The following is a 20,822-nucleotide window of genomic DNA, read 5'->3' as shown; positions in this document are numbered from 1 at the left end:
CAGTATATTATTTTACAGCTTCTAAAAGATCACAGTGCACATGCTGCTTTTCTTTCTTTTTCACTGGTTGTGTTTTAACTCCACTGTTCTTTTCCTTCAGCATCTGGCTTACAAGACTGCTTCTTTCTTTCTGAATCTCCTTACGAAGTTCCAAATCTCTATCCTTGTCAAAATAAACAACTCCTTCTACCATTGTTTTCTCCGGAACTGCATAAATAGAAAGTGGATGATGATTCCATAGGACAAGATCTGCCTGTTTTCCGGTTTTAATACTTCCAACTAAATTATCTACATGTAGTAATTTGGCAGGATTGATCGTAACCATTTTCCAGGCGTCTTCTTCGCTCATTCCACCATACTTCACACTTTTAGCAGCTTCCTGGTTTAGTCTGCGACTCATTTCGGCATCATCACTATTTATAGCTACGGTGATACCAACATCGTTCATGATTGCGGCGTTATAAGGAATTGCGTCGTTTACCTCGTATTTATAAGCCCACCAGTCTGAGAACGTTGAAGCTCCAACACCGTGTTCTTTCATTTTATCCGCCACTTTGTAACCCTCAAGGATGTGAGTGAAAGTGTTGATATTAAAATCGAACATTTCAGCAACATTCATCAACATATTGATCTCACTTTGGATATAAGAGTGGGAAGTGATAAAGCGTTCGCCATTAAGAATCTCTACAAGAGTTTCCATTTCAAGATCTTTTCTGAAATTGTCTCCTGCAGCCTGCTTCTCTTTTTCATAAGCCTTAGCTCGACTGAAGTAGTCTATAAATACCTGTTCCACACCCATTCTTGTTTGCGGAAAGCGATTTCCACTCCAGTTTGATTGTTTTACGTTTTCACCAAGTGCAAATTTTATAAACGGTGGAGCCTGTTCGAAGATCAATTCATCTGCAGGAGCTCCCCACTTTAATTTCAGGATCGCAGATCTACCTCCAATCGGGTTTGCAGAACCATGTAATAACTGAATGGTTGTTACACCACCAGCCAGATTGCGGTAAATATTGATATCTGTAGGATCAACTACATCTTCCATAGTCACTTCAGCAGAAGAATTATGGCCTGCTTCATTAATGTCTGATGCCGCGATATGTGAATGCTCATCAATAATCCCGGCAGTAAGATGTTTACCGGTTGCATCGATAACTTTTGCTCTGCCGGCGTTGAGGTCTGATCCAACTTTAACGATCTTTCCGTCTTTTACAAGTACATCAGTGTTTTCCAGAACCCCTTCATCTTCACTGGTCCATACGGTAGCATTTTTGAAAAGAACATCTTCCTGCTCTGGTCTTTCCTTGAAGCCATAAGCGACATTTGGATAGGTTACCGCGATTAACTCACGGGTATTATCCTCTTCTTTTTTCTCATCATCTTTCTTTTCATCCTCTTCTTTGGCGTCTTTCATAGTAGCCTGAAAACGGGTTTCCTTGCCATCAGGTAGAATTGCCTTACCTGAAATATTATTAGAATTTGTTGGAACGTTGGCTACCAATCTGATGAATTCAGTCTTAGTAGTATCTGGAGAAGAGATCAAAAGATTCATCCAGTTTTCTGAAATGCTCAATTTTGATCCAATTTTAGTCTCGTCTAAAGTTACTTCTACATTTGGCTTAGCCGGTTCTCCGGTGATGGCAAGTGTATAAGTTTTTCCATCCAGTTTCAGGTCGTATTTCCCGGTAATATCGGTAACATCCATACTATTTAACACTTTCTTTTCTCCCTGGATCCAGTTCTCAAATAAGGTCGTTTCCTTATCAAAAAAGTCTCCGGAAGTGATCAGGAAATTTGCCCAGGCACCTTCCTTAATCGTACCAATCTTCCCTTCCTGGCCCAGTGTTCTGGCAGGTATAGTAGTTAGAGCTGCTAAAGCTGCTTCCTTGCTTAATCCAAATTCCATCGCTTTCATCAAATTAGACTTGAAGTCTTTAGCGGGATCGATATCATGTGTAGTGATCGTGAAAGGAATCTTCTGTTCTTCTAACATAGCTAAATTTGAAGGAGCCTGATTCCATTCCCTCATTTCTTCCAAACCAAGATGCTTAGTAAGATATGGATCTTCCACATCAAAAGCTGCAGGGAATTTTAGCGGAACTATATATGTAGCATTGGAGCTTTTTACTTTGTCCAGTCGCTGGTATTCCTTACCACTTCCCAGGAGTACGTATTGAATACCAAATTCATCACCTACTTTATCTGCTCTAAATTCGTTTAGTAAATTATCTGTAGCAAAAATCTGAACCAGATTCTTATTGTTATTTAAAGCTTCCAGAGCAAGGTCTTTATTCTTCGCATTCCCTTTCGCATACCAGTCGGCATCGATATAAGTTTGTCTAATAAGTGCAGTAGCACCCATTAGAGAAGTAGGGTAGGACTGCCTTGATAGAACGCTTTTGTCAAAAGAAAGGTATTGTGCAGATCTGTCATCAAGAATTCGGTCACCCTCGCTAACTTCAGGAGTCAACGCAACCAGCATTCCAGAGCCACGTACAATTCCATCTGGAACATGAGTATTTACAGCACCAAATCCAGCTTCCAGCAATTTTTTGGCTTCATCAGCGTCATATTTGAAGTGTGCTACGGCGTTAGTTTCAGGGCGAATATGATCGTTCCAGTAGAAACCTTCGCGATTAGCGTCATATTGCGGACCGTTTCCACCTTCCAGGCGTTTTGGTTTACCTATTCCAAAACTGGAATAAAGGTCTATAAAAGAAGGATATACCTCTTTTCCTGCAAGGTCAACCACGATACTGTTTTTTGGAATAGAAATATTCTTTCCAACAGCAGTTATTTTTCCATCCTGAATGGCAAACATTCCGTTTTCAATGGTCGTCTTTGGATCCACGTGAATCCTGGCATTTTTGAAGACGGTGTAATTTGTGTTTTCTGTTTTAACACCATCGTTCTTTGGGAAATAATCCTGGGCATATGCAGAGCTAACACTCAGGACTATTCCCAAAAGCAGAAATTTTAATTTCATAAAAGTGGGTAGTTTTTGGAAATATAGATTGATTAAAATTTTAAGAGCCTTAAAGTACTAAAAATAGCAGAACTGTTAATCTTCCTACAGGTCGTTTCTTGAATCTTTATAGTAATTAACGAGTAGTGCCACTACATAACTGTAACTTTTCATGCCTCCAGCCTGATTATTGGCGATTAAATAGCGATTATAGGTCGCAGCGAAGATTGGCTCTAATGGATTCTCATGCTCAAGCCAGAATTCCTGTACTTCCCGGTAATTCTCAATGATTCCAGGGTTCATGCTCTCCAGTAACCGGTCTCCTTCGTCTTTATCTCTTCTGAAGATTTCACTCAAACAATAACTCAGTGCAAAAGTATAGCCGGAATATCTAAAATGAGGATCTGTGTGGTTCATGGTGACAAGGCAGGCAATAAAATTTGCTTCATTTTCTTTGGCGAAACCTAATTGATGTCCTATTTCATGACTGGCCGTAGTGGGTATTTTGTAAGGAACAATAATACTGTTCACCTGTGCTTCGTTGGTCAAAGGATTTAGATAACCGTTGAAACCCATGTAGCTTAGAGGAATACTATAAATCGATCTCTTCAGTGAATTACCTTTATAGTTTAATTCAGGATAATTCAGAGCTATATGATCGTAACCCTCAATGGTTCTTCGGAAGAGCTCATTCTTTGAAATTTCAAACTTTACGGAAGCCGAATCATTTTCAGCTAAATGATCATGCAGTTCATTGGATCTGCTGATGAGTATTTCTGAAAGTGTTACTAATTCTTCGGTAGTATAATCATTATCAATCTCAAGAGTTTTGTGTAATGGCTGGCGGTAATAATTAAAACCCCAGAAAAGATGAAAGCAAAAATAAATGATCGATAGGGCAGCAAGCGCATCGGGGATCCATTGTTTCGGATCTTTAAATTTCTGACTGAATCTTCTCCAGATCCATTTCAGTAGTAAGATCACCAATAATGCGTACAGAAGATCACCTAGGGAAAATGGTAGAATCCCGATGCTATATCTCAAAATACTGGAGATCACCGGGTAGATTCCGTTGGAATAATAGGTTTCGATAAAAAGAGATCCTCTATTAAGCAGGCTCAATAAAATGACCTGAACAGGTAATAGGATCGCAAGAATGAGGGTCGTTTTCTTATTCACATTTTAAAAGTACAAATAATTCATATCTGGCCTAGCTTCAGCAAAGATGAAAGCGGTTAAATTATACAGAATGTCAAGGAATTTTTGTTTCAGCAGCTTAAAAGGTATCTTTGAAAACAATTGAAGAATTATAGATATGAACGAAGAAATAAGAGCATTAGAACCAAAAATATTATGGAATAAATTCGCCGATCTTAACGCGGTGCCACGACCTTCCAAAAAAGAAGAGAGGGTTATTGAATTCATCAAAAAATTTGGTAACGATCTTAACCTAAGAACCGAAGTAGATTCCGTAGGAAATGTTGTGATCTACAAACAAGCTACTACAGGTTTGGAAAACAGGAAAAAGATCGTGCTACAGGCTCACCTGGATATGGTGCATCAGAAGAATAATGATACAGACTTCGATTTTGATACACAGGGAATCGAGATGTATGTAGATGGAGACTGGGTTCGAGCTAAGGGAACTACGTTAGGAGCAGATAATGGTCTGGGCGTGGCTACTATTATGGCGATACTGGAAAGCGATTCTATAGAACACCCTGCCATCGAAGCTTTATTTACAATAGATGAAGAAACCGGGATGACCGGTGCAAAAGGTTTAAGCCCCGATCTTCTGGAAGGTGATATTTTACTGAATCTTGATACAGAAGAGGATGACGAAATAGGTATAGGTTGTGCCGGTGGTGTAGATATCACAGCAAGCAGAACTTACAAGGTAGAAAGTACTCCAGATTCCTATCGTGCCTTTGCTATAAAGGTCAAAGGACTTATGGGTGGACATTCAGGTATGGATATCATTAAAGGACTGGCAAATGCTAATAAATTAATGAATCGCCTGCTTCTTAATACTACGGAAGAATATAATCTTAGACTCTCATCGATCAATGGTGGAGGATTAAGAAATGCAATTCCAAGGGAAAGTGAAGCGATCATTGCTTTGCCTGAAACTGAAGAAGAAAGTTTTACAAAAGAACTGGATAAAAGGATAGCTCAAATTAATGCTGAATTTTCTTCTCTGGAACCTAATATGAAGATCGAAATTCAAAAAGTTCCTTCTCAAGTTGAGGTCATGGATATCGATTCTCAGAGACAGTTGCTACTGGCAATTGCAGCGGCACATAACGGAGTTTATAGAATGAGTCCGGAGATTGAAGATCTTGTTGAAGCTTCAAATAATGTTGCGAAAGTTAGTGTTGAGGAAGGGAAGATCGAGATCAAATGTTTAACAAGAAGCTCTGTTGAATCCAGTCGTGATGATCTGGCTGATTCTCTAAAATCTGTATTCAATCTAGCAGGTTTTGATGTAAAACTGTCAGGAGAATACCCTGGATGGGCTCCGAATAGTGATTCAGATATTCTAAAGACTCTGGATGAGATTTATGAAAGAATGAATGGTGAAAAAGCTAATATCGCAGCATGTCATGCAGGTCTGGAATGTGGAATTATTGGAAGCCATTATCCTGATATGGATATGATCTCCTTTGGACCAACCATACGTGGAGCTCACTCACCAGATGAACGTGCTAGTATTAGCTCTGCTCAGAAATACTGGAAATTTTTATTAGAGGTATTAAAGAATATTCCGGAGAACTAGGAATGTTTTTCTTTAAACAAAAAATCCCCGTGCATTTGCACGGGGATTTTTTTATGACTGATCATTAACTATTCCTGATCTTCTCCTGCTATTCCAACTACAGAGATCTTAAATACAAGATCTGAGTTTGGCGGGATCGCTCTTCCATATCCTCTTTCTCCGTAACCTAAATGGCTCGGGATAAAAGCAACCACTTCGTCACCTACCTGCATTTGCTGAATAGCTTCCTTAAATCCTGGGATCATCGGGGCATCTGGTCCATAAACAACATCCATTGGCTGGTAACCCATGGCCTGGTCTCTTCTATGGTCATAAATACCAAATTCCTCGGCAAGTTCTTTTTTATTAGTGTCAAAGATCTTCCCGTCTGCGAAGTAACCTTCATAATTCACTTTAACAGTTTGTCCCTGTTTAGGCTGAGTTCCATCACCTTCAGTAACAAAATGTAATTTTAATCCGCTTTCCAGAGAATCTGCTTTGGCTTCAAGAGCAGCGAACTCTTCAACTCTTTTTGATCTTACGTCCTGTAGTTCTTTTTCTCTAGCTTCATTTTCAGCTTCAAGATCTGCAAGTTCCTGTTCAAAAACTTTAGGAGCTTCGAAATTCTTAGCAGCTTTTCCCTTTCTAATGATGTTCACCTCATTCATGGTTATATCTTTCACAGGACGGTCTCTAGGACCAGTTTCAGTCTTTCCAATCGCTTCAACAACATCCATACCTTTTACCACTTTTCCGAAGACCGTATGCTTGCCATCAAGCTGCATTACCGGTTCCAGAGTGATAAAAAACTGACTCCCATTGGTTTCAGGACCTGCATTGGCCATAGACAAAATTCCTTTTTCGTCATGACTCAAAGAATCTTTGAATTCGTCAGGGAATTTATAACCCGGTCCACCGCTACCGGTTCCCATTGGATCACCACCCTGGATCATGAATCCATCGATCACACGGTGAAATACGATACCGTCGTAATATTTTTTGCCTTTAAATGTACTGTCTACCATGGTGCTGCTTCCTTCAGAAAGCGATACGAAATTAGCAACGGTCATTGGTGTTTCCTCGTGGTAAAGCTCAGCGATTATAGGCCCCATAGAGGTGTTAAATTCAACATACATCCCGTCTTCAAGTTCCGGGTATTCTTCTTTACATGAAAATAAGCTAATCGCAACAGCGAAAAGCACAAATAAACTTTTTGTCCTCATTATTGTTCTTTGGTTTCTGTGTTTGATTGTTCTTCTTCCTTTATAGAGTGTAAGGTCACTTTAGCGCTAATAGGTTTATTGCTTCCAATACGTTCCTGATCTCCGTAATAACCAAATGCTTTGTGAGAGGGGAATAGGAATGTTACCGTTTCGCCTTCTTTCATCAATTTAAGACCCTGGCGAAGTCCGGTAAATAATTTTTCACGATCAATAGCATATTCGCGGGTAGGCTTGTCACCTTCAGCATAAATAGCTTCTCCTTCAATGGTCGAGATACTATAATCAAAGGTTACGATATCGCCAAATTCGGGAGTTTCAGTATTAAGACTGTCCAGTGACTTGTTGTTGTAGTAATACCAGAATCCATCTGCTGAGGTTATATATTCCGTACTGGTATTTTCTCCCATTACCTGTTTGATATAATCTTCTTCCTGCGCGATCATTTCCCTGTTCTTTTCTACAGATTGGTCGATATACGAGCCACTGCTTTGGGAAACCGGATAACGTGCTTCCGGGGATTTACAGGAAACTACGGCAATTGCCATTACTATTAGAAATAGAAACTTTTTCATTGGATTAATTCTTGCTCGTATTCAGGTAGGATCTTATTAAATTTTACGATCGTATCATTCATGGAAAGATCACTTTTTCCTCCGGCCGCATTTATATGTCCGCCACCTTCAAAATGTGCCCGCGCAAACTTATTCACATCGAAAGTTCCTTTAGACCTGAAACTAATTTTTATGATCTTCTCACTCTCATTCTCAATAAAAATGACTGCAAATTTAATTCCATCAAGACTTAAACCGTAATTTACAAAGCCTTCAGTGTCACCTTTCTTGAAATTATGACGGTCCAACTCTTCCTGAGTAAGGCTGATGTAAGCGGTATTAAATTCTGAAATCACTTTTAAATTCTGAAGTGCGGTTCCAAGCAATTGCAGTTTATTTCCAGAATTAGTATCGTAGATATTATTATGAATCTCAGAGTTTTTCGCTCCCTTGTCCATCAGGTCTGCGATAACACGATGTGTATCACTGGAAGTAGAGCTAAATCTGAAACTTCCGGTATCTGTCATGATTCCGGTGTATAAGCAAGTGGCAATTTCGGGAGTGATCTGTTTGCTAGCACGTAGCTTTTCTATGAATTTATGTACCATCTCACAGGTAGAACTCATAGTGGAATCACTATAAGTATAATGAGCGTAATCTGAAGGTTCCTGGTGGTGATCTATCATGACAAAAACAGCGTCTGAAGCTTTCAGCGAATCTACCATTCCGCCGCATCGTGATAGATCATTAAAGTCAAGTGTAAAAACGATCTGAGCTTCAGCGATCAATTGATCTGAAACTTCTTTTTGCTGCTCATAAATATAAACTTCCTCACTACCAGGAAGCCACTTTAAAAAATGTGGATAATCGTTGGGAGCGATAACATTCGCTTTATGACCTTTATCTCTTAAAAAATGCATTAATCCAAGCGTAGAGCCTATCGCATCACCATCGGGTCCTTTGTGCGGAACGATCACGATATTATCTGCCTTTGCCAGTTCTGCCGTGATTTCGAGTATTCTTGTGTCTATCATAATCGAGGTTAAATATACAATATAATAACACTATAGAAACAGTGGAAGCCTTAAATTTGAGCTTGCAAATTACTACCATGAAACAAAGATTTCTAATATTCCTATTTATATTCAGCCTTGTGTCCTGCGGGTCTACCGAAGATATTAAGCTGGAGAAGGAACCAGATTATATCATTGCTTTTGGAAGCTGTAATCGGGAAGATGCACCCCAGCCATTATGGAATGAAATTCTTAAAAATGAACCCGATGTCTTTTTATGGGGAGGCGATAATGTATATGCAGATACAGATGTTCCTGAAGTTTTAGGCGTAGCTTATGCTGTTCAGAAGAATAATGACGGATATCAAAAGTTACTTAATAGTGTGCCAGTTTACGGGGTTTGGGATGATCACGATTACGGCCAGAACGATGGAGGTAAGGATTATGAAATTAAAGAAGAAAGTCAGCAGTATTTCCTTGACTTCATGGATGTTGCGAAAAATGATCCAAGAAGAGACCAGGAAGGTATCTATAGTTCAGAGATGCTGGAAACGCCCAAAGGTTCAATTAAAGTGATCATGCTTGATACCCGTTATTTTCGGGATGATTTGCTTAGGAACAGTGATGCTAACAGGCGCTACGAGCCTTCCAGTGGCACCATTCTTGGCGAACAGCAGTGGAGCTGGTTACAAAATGAACTTAAAACTTCGAATGCTCAGTTCAATATTATTCTTTCCAGTATCCAGATACTTTCAGATGAACACGGATTTGAAACCTGGGGGAATTTCCCTTCGGAAGCAAAAAAACTAAAAGATCTTATTGTTACTTCGGAAGCGAAAAATGTCATTCTATTAAGTGGTGACCGTCATATTTCTGAATTTTCCGAGGAAAGAATTAATGGGCTAAACTATCCTTTGGTGGACTTTACGAGTAGCGGACTTACTCATACTTACGAAGCTTTTGACGGTGAGCCGAATGAGCATAGAGTAGGAGAGGTGGTGAGCAAAAAGAGCTTTGGCTTATTAAAATTTGACTTTGAGAATTCGAGAGTAAGCATGGAAATGCGCGGACTTAATAACCGTAAACAGCAGGATTATATCGTTGAATTCCAGTAAGTCAACATATTGCAAGAAAGCACTTGTTTATGCCCATAAATAATTTATTTTTGCACCAAATTTAAAAACCAGATAATGGCAGATAATAGAACATTCACCATGATTAAGCCAGATGCAGTTGAAAACGGGCATATTGGTGGAATATTAGATCAAATCACCGCTTCAGGATTTAGAATCGTAGCGATGAAACTTACTCACATGACCAAGAGAGATGCTGAAACTTTTTATGCTGTGCATAACGAGCGTCCATTTTTCGGAGAATTGGTTGAATTCATGACTCGCGGACCTATTGTTGCTGCGATCCTTGAGAAAGACAATGCTGTAGAAGATTTCAGAACATTGATTGGTGCTACAAATCCAGAAGATGCTGCTGAAGGAACTATCAGAAAAAAATATGCTACCAGTATTGGTGAGAACGCTGTTCACGGAAGTGATAGTGACGAGAATGCACAAATCGAAGGTGCTTTCCATTTTGCAGGTAGAGAGATGTTCTAGTTAGAGCTTATCAAAATAAGAAAAACCCGAACTGAAAAGTCCGGGTTTTTTTATTTTATCAAGTTGCTAAATTTCAATTGGTTTCGTAAACCAGGACCATTTAAAAATATAGCTATCACCCTCCTTTGCGGGGTGTAGCCGTGGAGAAATACTTACCGTAATAAGAGCTGTAATTAATGTATTCGCTATGCCATCCAGCTCAAAGAAATACCTTAGAATTTCATTGATCGCCATCATAAGTCCGGTAAAAACCAGTAAAAAAGCCAGAAAATATTTCAGTCTCTTATTCATATTTTTAAATTAACGTAAAACCAGTTTTTTCACCAATTCCTGGTTCATCTCCTCGTTAAGGTTTCTAATGATCTTTTCCTTCCCGTAACTTAATTCCTCTCTAAGTACAGAAGAACTCAATTGCACGAACAGCGTGTCATGCTTCAGTTTAAGTCCGGTAGTGTATTTTGCAATTGCAGGTCCCATCTGGTTGTTCCAAACTTCCCGTATCTGTACCTGGTTTAATCCCTTTGTGTCCAGCTTGTTCTCACCTACAAAACTTTTCAGCAGATCGCCGAGGACCATTTCCTCATTCTTTCGTCTCTTCTTCATCTGTGCTAATTAAAGGTTCGTATTTTTTATAAAAATATTTCTTATCATCGCGATTTTTGATGACCAGTTCATCTTCCGTAGCTACGAGAACCGTTTCCTGCCATTCATCGAAAGCTGTACTATAATAAAGGTTCAAAACATCATCTTCGATCTTCGCGGTAATTTTTTCTGAATCATTGGAAGCTTCTATATAACCACCATCGATCTTTGGCTGAAGTTTCTTTCGAAAACCAACACTATCCTTGATCTCTATATAATCAATATATTGGCTCAAACTATATTCTACCATAGAATCATTCTCAACTTCCACTTTCTCGATCGTCCAGTACCCGGTGAGATTTTGCAATTGTTCGTTGGGATCTGTTTTCGTACAGGAGGTGAGAACGATAGCGACTAATAAGTATAAAGCTTTTTTCAAAGTTTAAAAATTTTATAAGATTGATTACTGCCTTTCACCACCTTCTCGGTTCTATCTGCGTGAGTATCACTAAGAAAGATCTGTCCAAGTTCATTGGTAGCCACTAATGCTACAATATGAGCAACCCTGTTTTCATCAAGTTTGTCAAAGATATCATCCAGCAGGAGAATAGGGTTCACCTGGCTAATTTTTTTTATAAAATCGAACTGTGCCAGTTTTAATGCGATCAAAAAGCTCTTTTGCTGTCCCTGGGAGCCGAACTTTTTGATAGGATGACCCTCGATTTCAAAACTAAGGTCATCTTTATGGGTTCCCACAGAGGTGTATTGTAAAGCCATATCTTTCTGAAGATTTTCTTCAAGCAGTGATGATAATGACTTTTCAGATAACTGACTCTTATAATTAATATCTACGATCTCTTTATTATTAGTAATATCAGCATAACGTTTATTAAAGATCGGTATGAAATCTTTGAGAAAACTTTTTCGTTTTTCGAATAGATCCTGTCCAAGGTTACTAATTTGGTGGTTGTAAACTTCCAGGGTATCACGGTCAAAAGTAGAATTGGCAGCAAAATATTTTAATAAGGAATTTCGCTGTGAGATCTGTTTCGTATAATTTAATAAGGATTGGAGATAGGATTGATCGCTTTGAGAAATAACTCCGTCCATGAACTTTCTCCTTGTTTCTGAACCTTCAATAATAAGGTCCCGGTCTGCAGGGGAAATGATCACGGTAGGAATAAAACCTATATGATCACTCACTTTATCATAGGTTTTATTATTCCGTTTGATTACCTTTTTCTGTCCTTTCTTGGCGCTAACCAGGATCTTTTCAGCTTTATCATTTTTTTCAAATTCTCCATCCACGACGAAAAATTCAGCTTCATGATTGATATTTTGAGAAGTAATTGGGTTAAAATAGCTTTTTCCGAAGGAGAGATGATAAATACTGTCCAGAACGTTAGTTTTTCCAACGCCGTTATTACCAACCAGGCAATTGATCTTATTGTCAAAAGTAAATTCAGCCGTCTTTAGATTCTTGTAATTGAGAAGGCTAAGATTTTTTAGGTGCATAAATGGCTGTTTTTCAGCAAGAAATATGATAAATGAAGAGATATTTTGAAAGCTGCAAAAGGACTTCAAATTATTCAAAAAATACAAATATTTTCTCTTTTAATTTTCACAAAATATTATATTTTTGCCACGCATTAAAAATTTTTTATGGCATCTTATAAGAAAAGAGGATACAAGCCTTCCGGGAAAACTGAGAAGGAACAAATCGAAGAACAGGAATCAACAACTGCTGAAGTTTTTAACAGTTTAGATGAAGGGGCAAGTAGAACCGAAACCTGGGTCGCCGATAATCAAAAGTATATCTACATTATTGTGGGAGTTGCTATCGTTGCTGTACTTGGATATCTGGGATATAATCGTTTTATCCACGAACCGAAACAAAACGAAGCTGCCAATGAGATGGCAATGGCACAGAACTATATGGCTTCAGCTCTTAGAGCGAACGGAGCACAGAGTGATTCCCTTTACAATCTTGCACTTAATGGCGGGGAAGGTAAATACGGATTCCTTGATATCATAGAGAATTACGGTGGTACTGATGCGGCAAATCTTGCTCAGTATAATGCTGGTTTCGCTTACCTAAGAACTGGAAAGTATCAGGAAGCTATCGAGCAACTGGAAGGATTTAGTAGTGATGATGAGATTTTCTCTGCACTTGCAACTGGTGGAATTGGAGATGCTTTTCTGCAGCTAGACCAGCCGGAAGAAGCTTTAGGTTATTACGAGAAGGCTGCAGATATGCGTACAAACTCTTTTACAACTCCTAGATTTCTTTTAAAAGCTGCGATCATTGCAATCAATACTGGTGATGCTGAAGCTGCGGAAGAACATTTAATGAAGATCGAAGAGGAGTATGCAGATTCTCCTGAAGCAGATAAAGTGGCTGTCTATCTTGGACAGGCCCGCGCGATGAAAAAATAATATATGGCTACAAAAGGTAATAACCTTTCAGAGTACGATAAAAATACAATCCCAAACGCGAAAGATTTTCGGTTTGGGATTGTTGTTTCTGAATGGAATGAGGAAATAACACAAGGCTTATTTCAGGGTGCATTTGATGCGTGGATCGAAAACGGTGTGCAAAAGGAGAATATTGTACGCTGGAACGTTCCAGGTAGCTTTGAACTTATTTACGGCTGCAAGAAAATGCAGGAAAGATTTGAAATGCTGGATGCCATCGTTGCCGTTGGAAATGTGATACAGGGAGAGACCAAGCACTTCGATTTTGTTTGTGATGGTGTAACTCAGGGCATTAAAGATCTAAATTTACAGTCAGATATCCCGGTCATTTTTTGTGTGCTTACAGATAATAATATCGAGCAGTCTCGCGCCAGAAGTGGTGGAGAACACGGGAATAAAGGAACAGAAGCTGCTATTGCCGCGATAAAGATGGCTCAGCTTAGAAAGGATGCTAAATTCTACAAGGGATAAGCAGGATTTTCAAAACGGCATTGTCTTTGTGTTCTTATTAATCTAATAAGGCTTCGGAATTCTGAAGCATTTTGAGTAAATTTGGAACAGCAAACAATCTACAGTTTTGAAAATCAATTTAGGTAAGATCAGGAAAAATACCAGGTATAATTACACTCCTCGTTATTATAAGGGGAAGGATACTGGGAATGTCTACGATTTTGACTCAAAATTCAATAAATACAGAGAAGCTACAAATGCAATCGATTTTGGTTCTCACTGGGCGGAGGCTCGTGAATCTAGCCGCACGCGAGGTAATAGAAGTATCAACCGTCGTGTTGTTTATATTATTGTAGTACTCGTTTTTATTTGCCTGTGGATATTAGATTTTGATTTGTCCATTTTCTCAAATCCCCGTTAGATGAATAACATTATTCAACTGTTGCCCGATCATGTTGCAAACCAGATCGCTGCGGGTGAGGTGGTTCAACGACCGGCTTCAGTAATCAAAGAACTTCTCGAAAATAGTATAGACGCTCATTCAGGTCGTATACAAGTGGTTATTAAAGATGCTGGTAAGACTTTGATACAGGTCATCGATGATGGTGCTGGAATGAGTATCACCGATGCGCGCATGAGCTTTGAAAGACATGCAACTTCCAAAATTAAAATTGCAGACGATCTTTTTGCTTTGAGAACCAAAGGTTTTCGTGGTGAAGCTCTAGCATCTATTGCGGCGATCGCGCATGTGGAGTTAAAGACGAAGACAGAGAATGAAGAGATTGGCACCTGTATCAAGATCGAAGGAAGCAAGATCTCTGCCCAGGATGCCTGCGTAACTCCAAAGGGAACCTGTATTAGCGTTAAGAATCTTTTTTACAACATACCAGCCCGAAGGAATTTTTTAAAGTCTGACAATGTCGAAACACGGCATATCATTGATGAATTTCAACGTGTAGCGCTAGCGCATCCTGATATTAGTTTTTCACTTGCACATAACGGGAACGAATTATTTCAGTTACCTGCGGCCAATCATCGCCAGAGAATCACCAACATTCTTGGTGGAAAAACGAATGAAAAACTTGTTCCGGTTGAAGAGGATACTGGTATCGTAAAGATTTCCGGATTCGTGGGCAAACCTGAATTCGCTAAAAAGAGCAGGGGAGAACAGTTCTTCTTCGTGAATAATCGTTTTATTAAAAGTCCGTATTTAAATCATGCTGTTGTAGCATCTTTTGAAGGCCTACTGAAAGATAAAAGCTATCCAAGCTATTTTCTTTATCTGGATGTAGATCCAAAAACGATTGATATCAACATTCATCCAACTAAAACTGAGATCAAGTTTGATGATGAACATGCATTATATGCTATTCTGAAAAGTGCGATCAAGCATGCGCTTGGCCAGTTTAATGTAGCGCCTATTCTGGATTTTGATCGGGACTCTGAATTGGATACACCGTATAACTACCAGTCAAAACAGGCGAGTGCGCCGCAGATCGAGGTTGATCGAAATTTTAATCCATTTCAATCTGAAAACTCTGCACGCTCGTATAACCCTTCCAATTCTGGATACAGGAGAGAAAAGCCTGCGGAATGGGAAAGTTTGTACTCCGGTTTGGAATCTAAGTCAACTTCCGACGTAGATGTTCGGCAAATAGAATTTGAAAGTGAAGAAGTTACCGGTAATCTTTTTGCCGGGAAGGAGGATGAGATCGAGAAATCCACATTTCAGCTTCATAAAAAATATATTATTTCCACGTTAAAGAGCGGTATCCTCGTTATTGATCAGCACCGTGCTCATACGCGCATCCTTTACGAGGAATTATTGAAGAATATTACCGTTTCTGCAGCAGTTAGTCAGCAATTATTATTTCCTTTGAAACTTCAGTTTAATCATCAGGAAATGGAGATGCTGCAGGAAATCAAAGAATCCCTGGAACAAACCGGTTTTATTTTTTCCTCATTCGATAAGGATGAAGTGGAGATCTCTGGAATTCCAACGCTGATCTCTGAAAGTGAAGTAGAGATTTTACTGGAACAGCTTATTGCTGACTTTGAAAAAGACGTACCTGATAATGGATTTTCTCAAACCGATTTATTATCAAAATCCTTGGCAAATTCAATGGCAGTGCGTTCTGGAACCATGTTGAATTCAGCTGAGCAACAACATATTGTTAACCGACTTTTTGCCTGTAAGGAACCGGCTCTAAGTCCTTCAAATAGAACCATTTTCACTACGCTATCTATAGAGGAACTGGACAAAAAATTTGCCTGATGGGAAAAATTACGGATACGGTAAAGACGTTATTGATTATCAATGTGATATTCTTCATTGGGAGTCAGTTATTAGGTGATGTAGCCTACGAGTATTTCGCACTCTGGTTCGTCAAGAATCCGAACTTCCAGGTTTGGCAGGTCATTACCCATATGTTTATGCATGGTGGTTTTACGCATATTCTTTTTAATATGTACGCTTTGTGGGCCTTTGGTGGACCTATTGAGCAAATGCTGGGACAGAAAAGATTTTTATTTTTTTACTTCACAGCCGGGATTGGAGCCGCTTTGCTACATACACTTGTAAATTTTTATGGGTACCAGTCGGGAGTTCAGGATTTACTGGATGCGGGAATGAACATGACCCAGGTGGATAATTTCTTCCTAACCGGGGAGTATCCAAAAGCTATTCTTGACACTGTTCCTATGGATACTTTACAAAGCGCCTACGAAGCGTTCACTACGCCAGCTGTAGGAGCTTCCGGAGCAATATATGGGATTCTTGTAGCGTTTGGTATGATGTTTCCTAATGTAGAATTATTCCTTTTATTCGTGCCTGTACCTATTAAAGCCAAATATTTTATACCTGCGATCATTCTATTAGACCTGTTTTCAGGGGTTACGGGTTATTCTTTATTTGGAGGATCTATAGCACATTTTGCTCACGTTGGAGGCGCCCTGTTCGGGTTCCTGATGATGTATTACTGGAAAAAGAATCAGTTTAACGACAATCGCTGGTACTAATGAGCGCAGCAGACAAAATAAGATTTAAGTTACAGACTGCTACGGTAGTGGAGAAGCTTATTGCGGTGAACGTACTGGCGTTCCTTGTTTTCTACCTATTCAGAACCATTGCCTATTTATTCAATATACCTTCAGATTTTTTACTTGAATGGTTGGTTTTTCCGAAGGAGCCGCTTGAATATATTATGAAGCCATGGTCGATCATTACCTATGCATTTCTACATAGCGGGATCTGGCATATTGCATCCAACATGCTTATTCTTTATTTTTCGGGAATCTATTTTCTGAATTATTTTTCACCTAAAAGACTGCTGAATTACTATTTCCTGGGGATCATCATCGGAGCTTTGGTCTATATGCTCAGTTATAACTTGTTTCCAGCATTCCAGGGTACCGGCAAATCTTATTTGATAGGAGCTTCCGCAGGAGTGATGGCTGTACTTATTGGGATAGCCACACACGTCCCGAACATGAGAGTGAGATTAATGCTTATAGGCAGTGTGAAATTCTGGTATATCGCCGCATTTCTGGTTGCACTTGATGTCATACAAATTCCAATGGGTAACGCAGGTGGGCATTTCGCGCATCTTGGAGGTGCAGCTCTAGGGTATATTTATACTAAACAGCTTCAGAAAGGGAATGATATTGGAAAATGGTTCGAGAATATTATGGATAGCGTTGCGGCTTTATTCAAACCAGGCGAACGCAAGCCGAAAATGAAAACAGTTCATCGAAACAAAACGCAGGCTGCAAAAAATCGTAATACAAAAACGAAAACTACTTCCTCAAGTAAAAATGAGAAACAGCAAAAAGTAGATAACATTCTGGATAAGATCAGCAAAAGCGGATATGAAAGTTTGTCCAAGGCTGAAAAGGACTATTTATTCCAGGCCGGTAAAGAAGACTAGATGAAGAATCTAAATCTTTTTGACAAGCTTGTCTTTGTACTGAATTCGCTTGCAGCTACCGCCTTACTATTCTCATATTTACTACCTCATGTTCCTCCAAAGACCTTTCCGCTACTTTCGGTACTAAGTCTGGGAGTTCCTGTGCTAATTATATTGAATACACTTTTCCTGGTATACTGGTTGATCCGGCTCAAAAGACAGCTATTGCTATCCCTGATCGTACTCTTATTAGGCTATAATTATATCTCTGTTTTCGTAAACTTCGGAAATGATATCGATGAAGAACTGGAAGCAGATCTTACGTTAATGAGTTATAACGTAAGAATGTTCAATGCCTATAATTGGACCGAAAGGACTGATATTCCTGAAAAGATTACTGCTTTCGTAAATGAAAAAAATCCGGATATTCTTAGTGTCCAGGAGCATTACGTAGGTGCTGCCGAATTATCGAAACTCTATCCGTATAAGTATGTTAAGCTGAAGGGTAAAAATTCAGAATTTGGATCGGCTATCTTTTCTAAATATCCAATTATAAAAGAGCATTCCGTAGACTTTCCCCATGATGGGAATAACAATGCAATTTATGCTGATCTTCTTGTAAATAACGATACACTTCGGGTCTTTAATGTGCATTTCCAGTCCCTAAATATTAAACCGCGTATTACTGACCTTAAGAACGAAGATTCTAAGAAATTACTGGGTAGAATTGGATATGGCTTTTCTCTCCAACAGGAACAGGCAGAAATGATGATGAAAGAGGTAGATAGGTCACCGTATAAGACTATCATCATGGGTGATTTTAATAATACAAGCTTCTCTTATATCTATGACCTGGTGCGTCAGGATGGTCGTTTTAACGATGCATTCTTAACAGCTGGAACAGGCTTCGGAAAAAGCTTTAAACTGAATTATTTTCCACTTCGTATCGATTTTTTATTGATAGAAAAGCAGATGGAAATACTCGAATTTGAAAAATACGATGTTGATTTCTCAGATCATTTCCCCGTATCTACTTCGATTAAATTATAAGTTTTGTTCCTGCAAGTAAGCCAGTGATGCTGGCCCTTCATTAAAGATAAGGTCAAGAACACAAAGGTTATTTAAAAAACCTTGCTTCTCTTCAAAAACCTGATGATACCTCCCGTTTTTAAAGCCAAAATCTGATTTTGCATTTATAAGGTTTCTGCAATCAAGCATCCCTTCCGGCTTCAATTCAAACTCCAATGTTTGATCGAATGTCCAGTCGACCTGCAATGAATCGGCGACAAACTCCATACAGCGATAATTGAAATCCAGCAGATATTTAAAGGAGTTCTCGTAAAGCGGTCTCAATTCATCTTCGTAAAACTCGAAGAATGGAGAGGTCTGGTAAGAAGATTTAAAAGCACGCCAGTGCTGTAACTGCCACGGGAATTCATTCTCGATCTGTATATTCTGGTATTTCTGTTTGCTCCTTTTTGGAAGTCCTAATGCTGCATTGTGTTTTATAGGAATGTTTAGAGTTAACTTTCCATTGGCATCATAGATATACATGCGATTACGGTAAGTTTGTTTCTGGTAATTATCCTCAGCTTCAAATATTACCGCTTCAGCTTTAGTAAAAGCAACCCATTGACTTACTGGTCCAAAATAGGAGGGATGTAGTAAAACCAAATCCATCCTTAAGCTTCTCTGCGTTGTTTGAAAAATCTCCATCCAAAGAAAACTACCAATGCGATCAGGAAATATGGTAAGAACGAGGTTGGACTTCCGTCACCTTTAACTGTAGTAAAAACACGATCCCATCGAATTTTATCAAATCCGCTGGCATTGGAATCCCAGCTCAACCATACAAAAACAGGTTTACCTACCACATGATTTTCAGGAACATAACCCCAAGATCTGCTATCTTCAGAATTATTTCTGTTATCTCCCATCATCCAATAGTAATTCTGATGAAAAGTATATTCAGAGATAGGACTGCCATTCAATAATACCTGAGTACCATTAAGGCTCAGTTTATTATTTAAACCATATTCAGAACCTTCATAAGTTTCGATGATCTCCTTGTAAAATGGCATGCTTTCAGGAGTAATTTCTACAGTAACACCTTTCTTCGGAATGTATATTGGTCCGAAATTATCATTATTCCATCGCGCTCTGTCATTCGGAAATAACCTGCTACTCTTTGATACGGTATCGGCAGATCTTTGAATACTGGCTACATTTGGATGATTTTTTAATCTTTCAAAAGTTTCTTCAGTAATAGCGACGAAAGTAAATTTGTTGGTTGTAGGATTATACCCAAAACCATCTGTAATATCATAAACTTTGTATAGCGTTTGAGGATTGAACGGCTGCCCTTTAGTAACACCTGTATAAGTAAACTGAGGCTTGGCTCTTTCTGGCAATTGCAATTGCTCACCGTTAATAAATACCAATCCATTCTTTACAGAAAGTGAATCTCCAGGAACTCCCACCGCACGCTTCACATAATTGGATTTCTTGTCGATCGGCTTTTCGTAATACTTCCCATCACCATATTGTTGAAAAGCATTTACGGTATCTACAGGCCAGTTAAATACAACAATATCGTTACGTTCTATATCTTCAAAACCTGGAAATCTAAGGTATGGGATCTGTGGATCATTAAGATAGGACTTTGTATTAACTACCGGAATGGTGTCGTGTACCATTGGAAAGGCCACTGCAGTCTTCGGTATTCTTGCACCGTAATGGAATTTGCTTACCAACAGAAAGTCACCTACAAGCAAAGTTTTTTCCAGAGAAGAGGTTGGAATAGTAAAAGGCTGCATAAAGTAAGTATGCACGATAGTTGCGGCAATTACCGCAAATAGGATGGAACTTACCCATTCACCAACTTCAGATCGTGGCTTAAGGTCTCTATCTACTATATATTGATCGTTGGTAGCGTAATTGACATAGTAAATATAAAATCCTAATGTTAGAATTACCGCAAAGGTTTCGGCTGTAGAATTTCTACCGAAGCTTCGAATGGTTTCCACCCAGGTAACCGGTATAATGATCAGGTTTACGATGGGAATAAAGAAGAGTATAACCCACCATTTTGGTCGGTTAATGATCTGCATTAAAACAACTGCATTGTAAACCGGAATCGCAGCTTCCCATGATTTTCTACCTGCACGCTGATAAAGTTTCCAGGTCCCTAAAAAATGAACCACCTGTATGATCAGGAAAAAAATGAACCATTCGGTAAATGTCATATTGATTTCTTTTACTGGTTAGGCTGAAAACGCCTGCATTTGTTACAA

21 protein-coding genes are annotated in these 20,822 nt (G+C 39.0%); 10 read left to right on the top strand and 11 right to left on the bottom strand.

Annotated features, from left to right (window positions below):
- Window positions 1-7 precede the first annotated feature (7 nt).
- Both JM79_RS11390 and JM79_RS11385 read right to left on the bottom strand, forming a co-directional pair.
- Entirely contained in the window at window positions 8-2,986 is a 2,979-nt protein-coding gene (locus JM79_RS11390; RefSeq protein WP_141878264.1) for an amidohydrolase family protein, read from the bottom strand.
- An 84-nt stretch (window positions 2,987-3,070) separates the two neighbouring features.
- Window positions 3,071-4,144 (bottom strand): DUF3810 domain-containing protein, encoded by a 1,074-nt coding sequence (locus tag JM79_RS11385; RefSeq protein ID WP_141878263.1) that lies wholly within the window; start codon window positions 4,142-4,144, stop codon window positions 3,071-3,073.
- 136 nt (window positions 4,145-4,280) lie between these two features.
- Here JM79_RS11385 and JM79_RS11380 point away from each other — a divergent pair, with 136 nt between their 5' ends.
- Window positions 4,281-5,741, top strand: a complete 1,461-nt coding sequence (locus JM79_RS11380; protein WP_141878262.1) for an aminoacyl-histidine dipeptidase — start codon at window positions 4,281-4,283, stop codon at window positions 5,739-5,741.
- Between the two features lie 68 nt (window positions 5,742-5,809).
- Here JM79_RS11380 and JM79_RS11375 read toward each other — a convergent pair whose 3' ends face one another.
- The 3 genes from JM79_RS11375 to JM79_RS11365 are packed head-to-tail and all read right to left on the bottom strand — an operon-like array spanning window position 5,810 to window position 8,528.
- Window positions 5,810-6,943: a peptidylprolyl isomerase gene (locus JM79_RS11375; protein WP_141878261.1), complete on the bottom strand. Its 1,134-nt coding sequence runs from the start codon at window positions 6,941-6,943 to the stop codon at window positions 5,810-5,812.
- The gene (gene gldI, locus JM79_RS11370; protein ID WP_141878260.1) at window positions 6,943-7,515 is read right to left on the bottom strand and encodes a gliding motility-associated peptidyl-prolyl isomerase GldI; all 573 of its coding nucleotides are present in this window, start codon (window positions 7,513-7,515) and stop codon (window positions 6,943-6,945) included. Before gldI ends, JM79_RS11375 begins: the two co-directional genes overlap by 1 nt.
- Window positions 7,512-8,528, bottom strand: a complete 1,017-nt coding sequence (locus tag JM79_RS11365) for a bifunctional oligoribonuclease/PAP phosphatase NrnA (RefSeq protein WP_141878259.1) — start codon at window positions 8,526-8,528, stop codon at window positions 7,512-7,514. The genes gldI and JM79_RS11365 overlap by 4 nt, the downstream gene beginning before the upstream one ends.
- A gap of 77 nt (window positions 8,529-8,605) precedes the next feature.
- Between JM79_RS11365 and JM79_RS11360 the strand changes: the two genes are divergently transcribed.
- Window positions 8,606-9,622, top strand: coding sequence for an alkaline phosphatase D family protein (locus tag JM79_RS11360; protein WP_141878258.1), 1,017 nt, complete (start codon window positions 8,606-8,608; stop codon window positions 9,620-9,622).
- A gap of 75 nt (window positions 9,623-9,697) precedes the next feature.
- Window positions 9,698-10,117 carry a nucleoside-diphosphate kinase gene (locus JM79_RS11355; protein ID WP_141878257.1) on the top strand — a complete coding sequence of 140 codons (420 nt, stop codon included), beginning with the start codon at window positions 9,698-9,700 and terminating at the stop codon, window positions 10,115-10,117.
- A gap of 66 nt (window positions 10,118-10,183) precedes the next feature.
- Here the strand turns inward: JM79_RS11355 and JM79_RS11350 are convergent, their stop codons facing one another.
- From JM79_RS11350 to recF, 4 genes are read right to left on the bottom strand one after another with little or no spacing between them, the layout of a single operon-like run.
- Window positions 10,184-10,408, bottom strand: coding sequence for a hypothetical protein (locus JM79_RS11350; protein WP_141878256.1), 225 nt, complete (start codon window positions 10,406-10,408; stop codon window positions 10,184-10,186).
- Between the two features lie 9 nt (window positions 10,409-10,417).
- On the bottom strand, window positions 10,418-10,720 hold the full coding sequence (locus JM79_RS11345; protein WP_141878255.1) for a DUF721 domain-containing protein: 303 nt from the start codon (window positions 10,718-10,720) through the stop codon (window positions 10,418-10,420).
- Window positions 10,698-11,138: a lipocalin family protein gene (locus JM79_RS11340; RefSeq protein WP_141878254.1), complete on the bottom strand. Its 441-nt coding sequence runs from the start codon at window positions 11,136-11,138 to the stop codon at window positions 10,698-10,700. Before JM79_RS11340 ends, JM79_RS11345 begins: the two co-directional genes overlap by 23 nt.
- A complete protein-coding gene (recF, locus tag JM79_RS11335; RefSeq protein WP_141878253.1) occupies window positions 11,135-12,214 on the bottom strand; it encodes a DNA replication and repair protein RecF in 1,080 nt (359 codons plus the stop codon). Before recF ends, JM79_RS11340 begins: the two co-directional genes overlap by 4 nt.
- 147 nt (window positions 12,215-12,361) lie before the next feature.
- Here recF and JM79_RS11330 point away from each other — a divergent pair, with 147 nt between their 5' ends.
- The 7 genes from JM79_RS11330 (at window position 12,362) to JM79_RS11300 (ending at window position 18,579) form a co-directional block, all read left to right on the top strand.
- Window positions 12,362-13,135, top strand: coding sequence for a tetratricopeptide repeat protein (locus tag JM79_RS11330; RefSeq protein WP_141878252.1), 774 nt, complete (start codon window positions 12,362-12,364; stop codon window positions 13,133-13,135).
- A gap of 3 nt (window positions 13,136-13,138) precedes the next feature.
- Window positions 13,139-13,645 (top strand): 6,7-dimethyl-8-ribityllumazine synthase, encoded by a 507-nt coding sequence (ribH, locus tag JM79_RS11325; RefSeq protein WP_141878251.1) that lies wholly within the window; start codon window positions 13,139-13,141, stop codon window positions 13,643-13,645.
- Window positions 13,646-13,751: 106 nt separating this feature from the next.
- Complete coding sequence (locus JM79_RS16240; RefSeq protein ID WP_260443423.1) at window positions 13,752-14,045, top strand: hypothetical protein; 294 nt, start codon at window positions 13,752-13,754, stop codon at window positions 14,043-14,045.
- Window positions 14,046-15,899, top strand: coding sequence for a DNA mismatch repair endonuclease MutL (mutL, locus tag JM79_RS11315; protein WP_141878250.1), 1,854 nt, complete (start codon window positions 14,046-14,048; stop codon window positions 15,897-15,899).
- The gene (locus JM79_RS11310; RefSeq protein WP_141878249.1) at window positions 15,899-16,642 is read left to right on the top strand and encodes a rhomboid family intramembrane serine protease; all 744 of its coding nucleotides are present in this window, start codon (window positions 15,899-15,901) and stop codon (window positions 16,640-16,642) included. The genes mutL and JM79_RS11310 overlap by 1 nt, the downstream gene beginning before the upstream one ends.
- A complete protein-coding gene (locus JM79_RS11305) occupies window positions 16,642-17,550 on the top strand; it encodes a rhomboid family intramembrane serine protease (RefSeq protein ID WP_141878248.1) in 909 nt (302 codons plus the stop codon). The genes JM79_RS11310 and JM79_RS11305 overlap by 1 nt, the downstream gene beginning before the upstream one ends.
- A complete protein-coding gene (locus tag JM79_RS11300; protein WP_141878247.1) occupies window positions 17,551-18,579 on the top strand; it encodes an endonuclease/exonuclease/phosphatase family protein in 1,029 nt (342 codons plus the stop codon). It begins immediately after the preceding gene.
- Here JM79_RS11300 and JM79_RS11295 read toward each other — a convergent pair.
- Entirely contained in the window at window positions 18,574-19,209 is a 636-nt protein-coding gene (locus tag JM79_RS11295) for a WbqC family protein (RefSeq protein WP_141878246.1), read from the bottom strand. The two genes, JM79_RS11300 and JM79_RS11295, sit on opposite strands and share 6 nt — an antisense overlap.
- A 2-nt stretch (window positions 19,210-19,211) precedes the next feature.
- Window positions 19,212-20,774, bottom strand: a complete 1,563-nt coding sequence (gene lepB / locus JM79_RS11290; RefSeq protein ID WP_141878245.1) for a signal peptidase I — start codon at window positions 20,772-20,774, stop codon at window positions 19,212-19,214.
- Window positions 20,775-20,822 lie beyond the last annotated feature (48 nt).

The sequence above is a fragment of the Gramella sp. Hel_I_59 genome, assembly GCF_006714895.1.
In the GTDB taxonomy this organism is placed as follows: Bacteria; Bacteroidota; Bacteroidia; order Flavobacteriales; family Flavobacteriaceae; genus Christiangramia.
Note: the sequence above shows the minus strand (reverse complement) of the source record. Positions and strands in the feature narration are given on the sequence as shown.

Coding starts and splice junctions, on each gene's coding strand:
- JM79_RS11330 (WP_141878252.1), top strand. CDS start 12,362: ATGGCATCTTATAAGAAAAGAGGATACAAGCCTTCCGGGAAAACTGAG.
- JM79_RS11390 (WP_141878264.1), bottom strand. CDS start 2,986: ATGAAATTAAAATTTCTGCTTTTGGGAATAGTCCTGAGTGTTAGCTCT.
- JM79_RS11295 (WP_141878246.1), bottom strand. CDS start 19,209: ATGGATTTGGTTTTACTACATCCCTCCTATTTTGGACCAGTAAGTCAA.
- lepB (WP_141878245.1), bottom strand. CDS start 20,774: ATGACATTTACCGAATGGTTCATTTTTTTCCTGATCATACAGGTGGTT.
- JM79_RS11355 (WP_141878257.1), top strand. CDS start 9,698: ATGGCAGATAATAGAACATTCACCATGATTAAGCCAGATGCAGTTGAA.
- JM79_RS11375 (WP_141878261.1), bottom strand. CDS start 6,943: ATGAGGACAAAAAGTTTATTTGTGCTTTTCGCTGTTGCGATTAGCTTA.
- gldI (WP_141878260.1), bottom strand. CDS start 7,515: ATGAAAAAGTTTCTATTTCTAATAGTAATGGCAATTGCCGTAGTTTCC.
- JM79_RS11310 (WP_141878249.1), top strand. CDS start 15,899: ATGGGAAAAATTACGGATACGGTAAAGACGTTATTGATTATCAATGTG.
- mutL (WP_141878250.1), top strand. CDS start 14,046: ATGAATAACATTATTCAACTGTTGCCCGATCATGTTGCAAACCAGATC.
- JM79_RS11360 (WP_141878258.1), top strand. CDS start 8,606: ATGAAACAAAGATTTCTAATATTCCTATTTATATTCAGCCTTGTGTCC.
- JM79_RS11345 (WP_141878255.1), bottom strand. CDS start 10,720: ATGAAGAAGAGACGAAAGAATGAGGAAATGGTCCTCGGCGATCTGCTG.
- JM79_RS11365 (WP_141878259.1), bottom strand. CDS start 8,528: ATGATAGACACAAGAATACTCGAAATCACGGCAGAACTGGCAAAGGCA.
- ribH (WP_141878251.1), top strand. CDS start 13,139: ATGGCTACAAAAGGTAATAACCTTTCAGAGTACGATAAAAATACAATC.
- JM79_RS11300 (WP_141878247.1), top strand. CDS start 17,551: ATGAAGAATCTAAATCTTTTTGACAAGCTTGTCTTTGTACTGAATTCG.
- JM79_RS11380 (WP_141878262.1), top strand. CDS start 4,281: ATGAACGAAGAAATAAGAGCATTAGAACCAAAAATATTATGGAATAAA.
- recF (WP_141878253.1), bottom strand. CDS start 12,214: ATGCACCTAAAAAATCTTAGCCTTCTCAATTACAAGAATCTAAAGACG.
- JM79_RS11305 (WP_141878248.1), top strand. CDS start 16,642: ATGAGCGCAGCAGACAAAATAAGATTTAAGTTACAGACTGCTACGGTA.
- JM79_RS11350 (WP_141878256.1), bottom strand. CDS start 10,408: ATGAATAAGAGACTGAAATATTTTCTGGCTTTTTTACTGGTTTTTACC.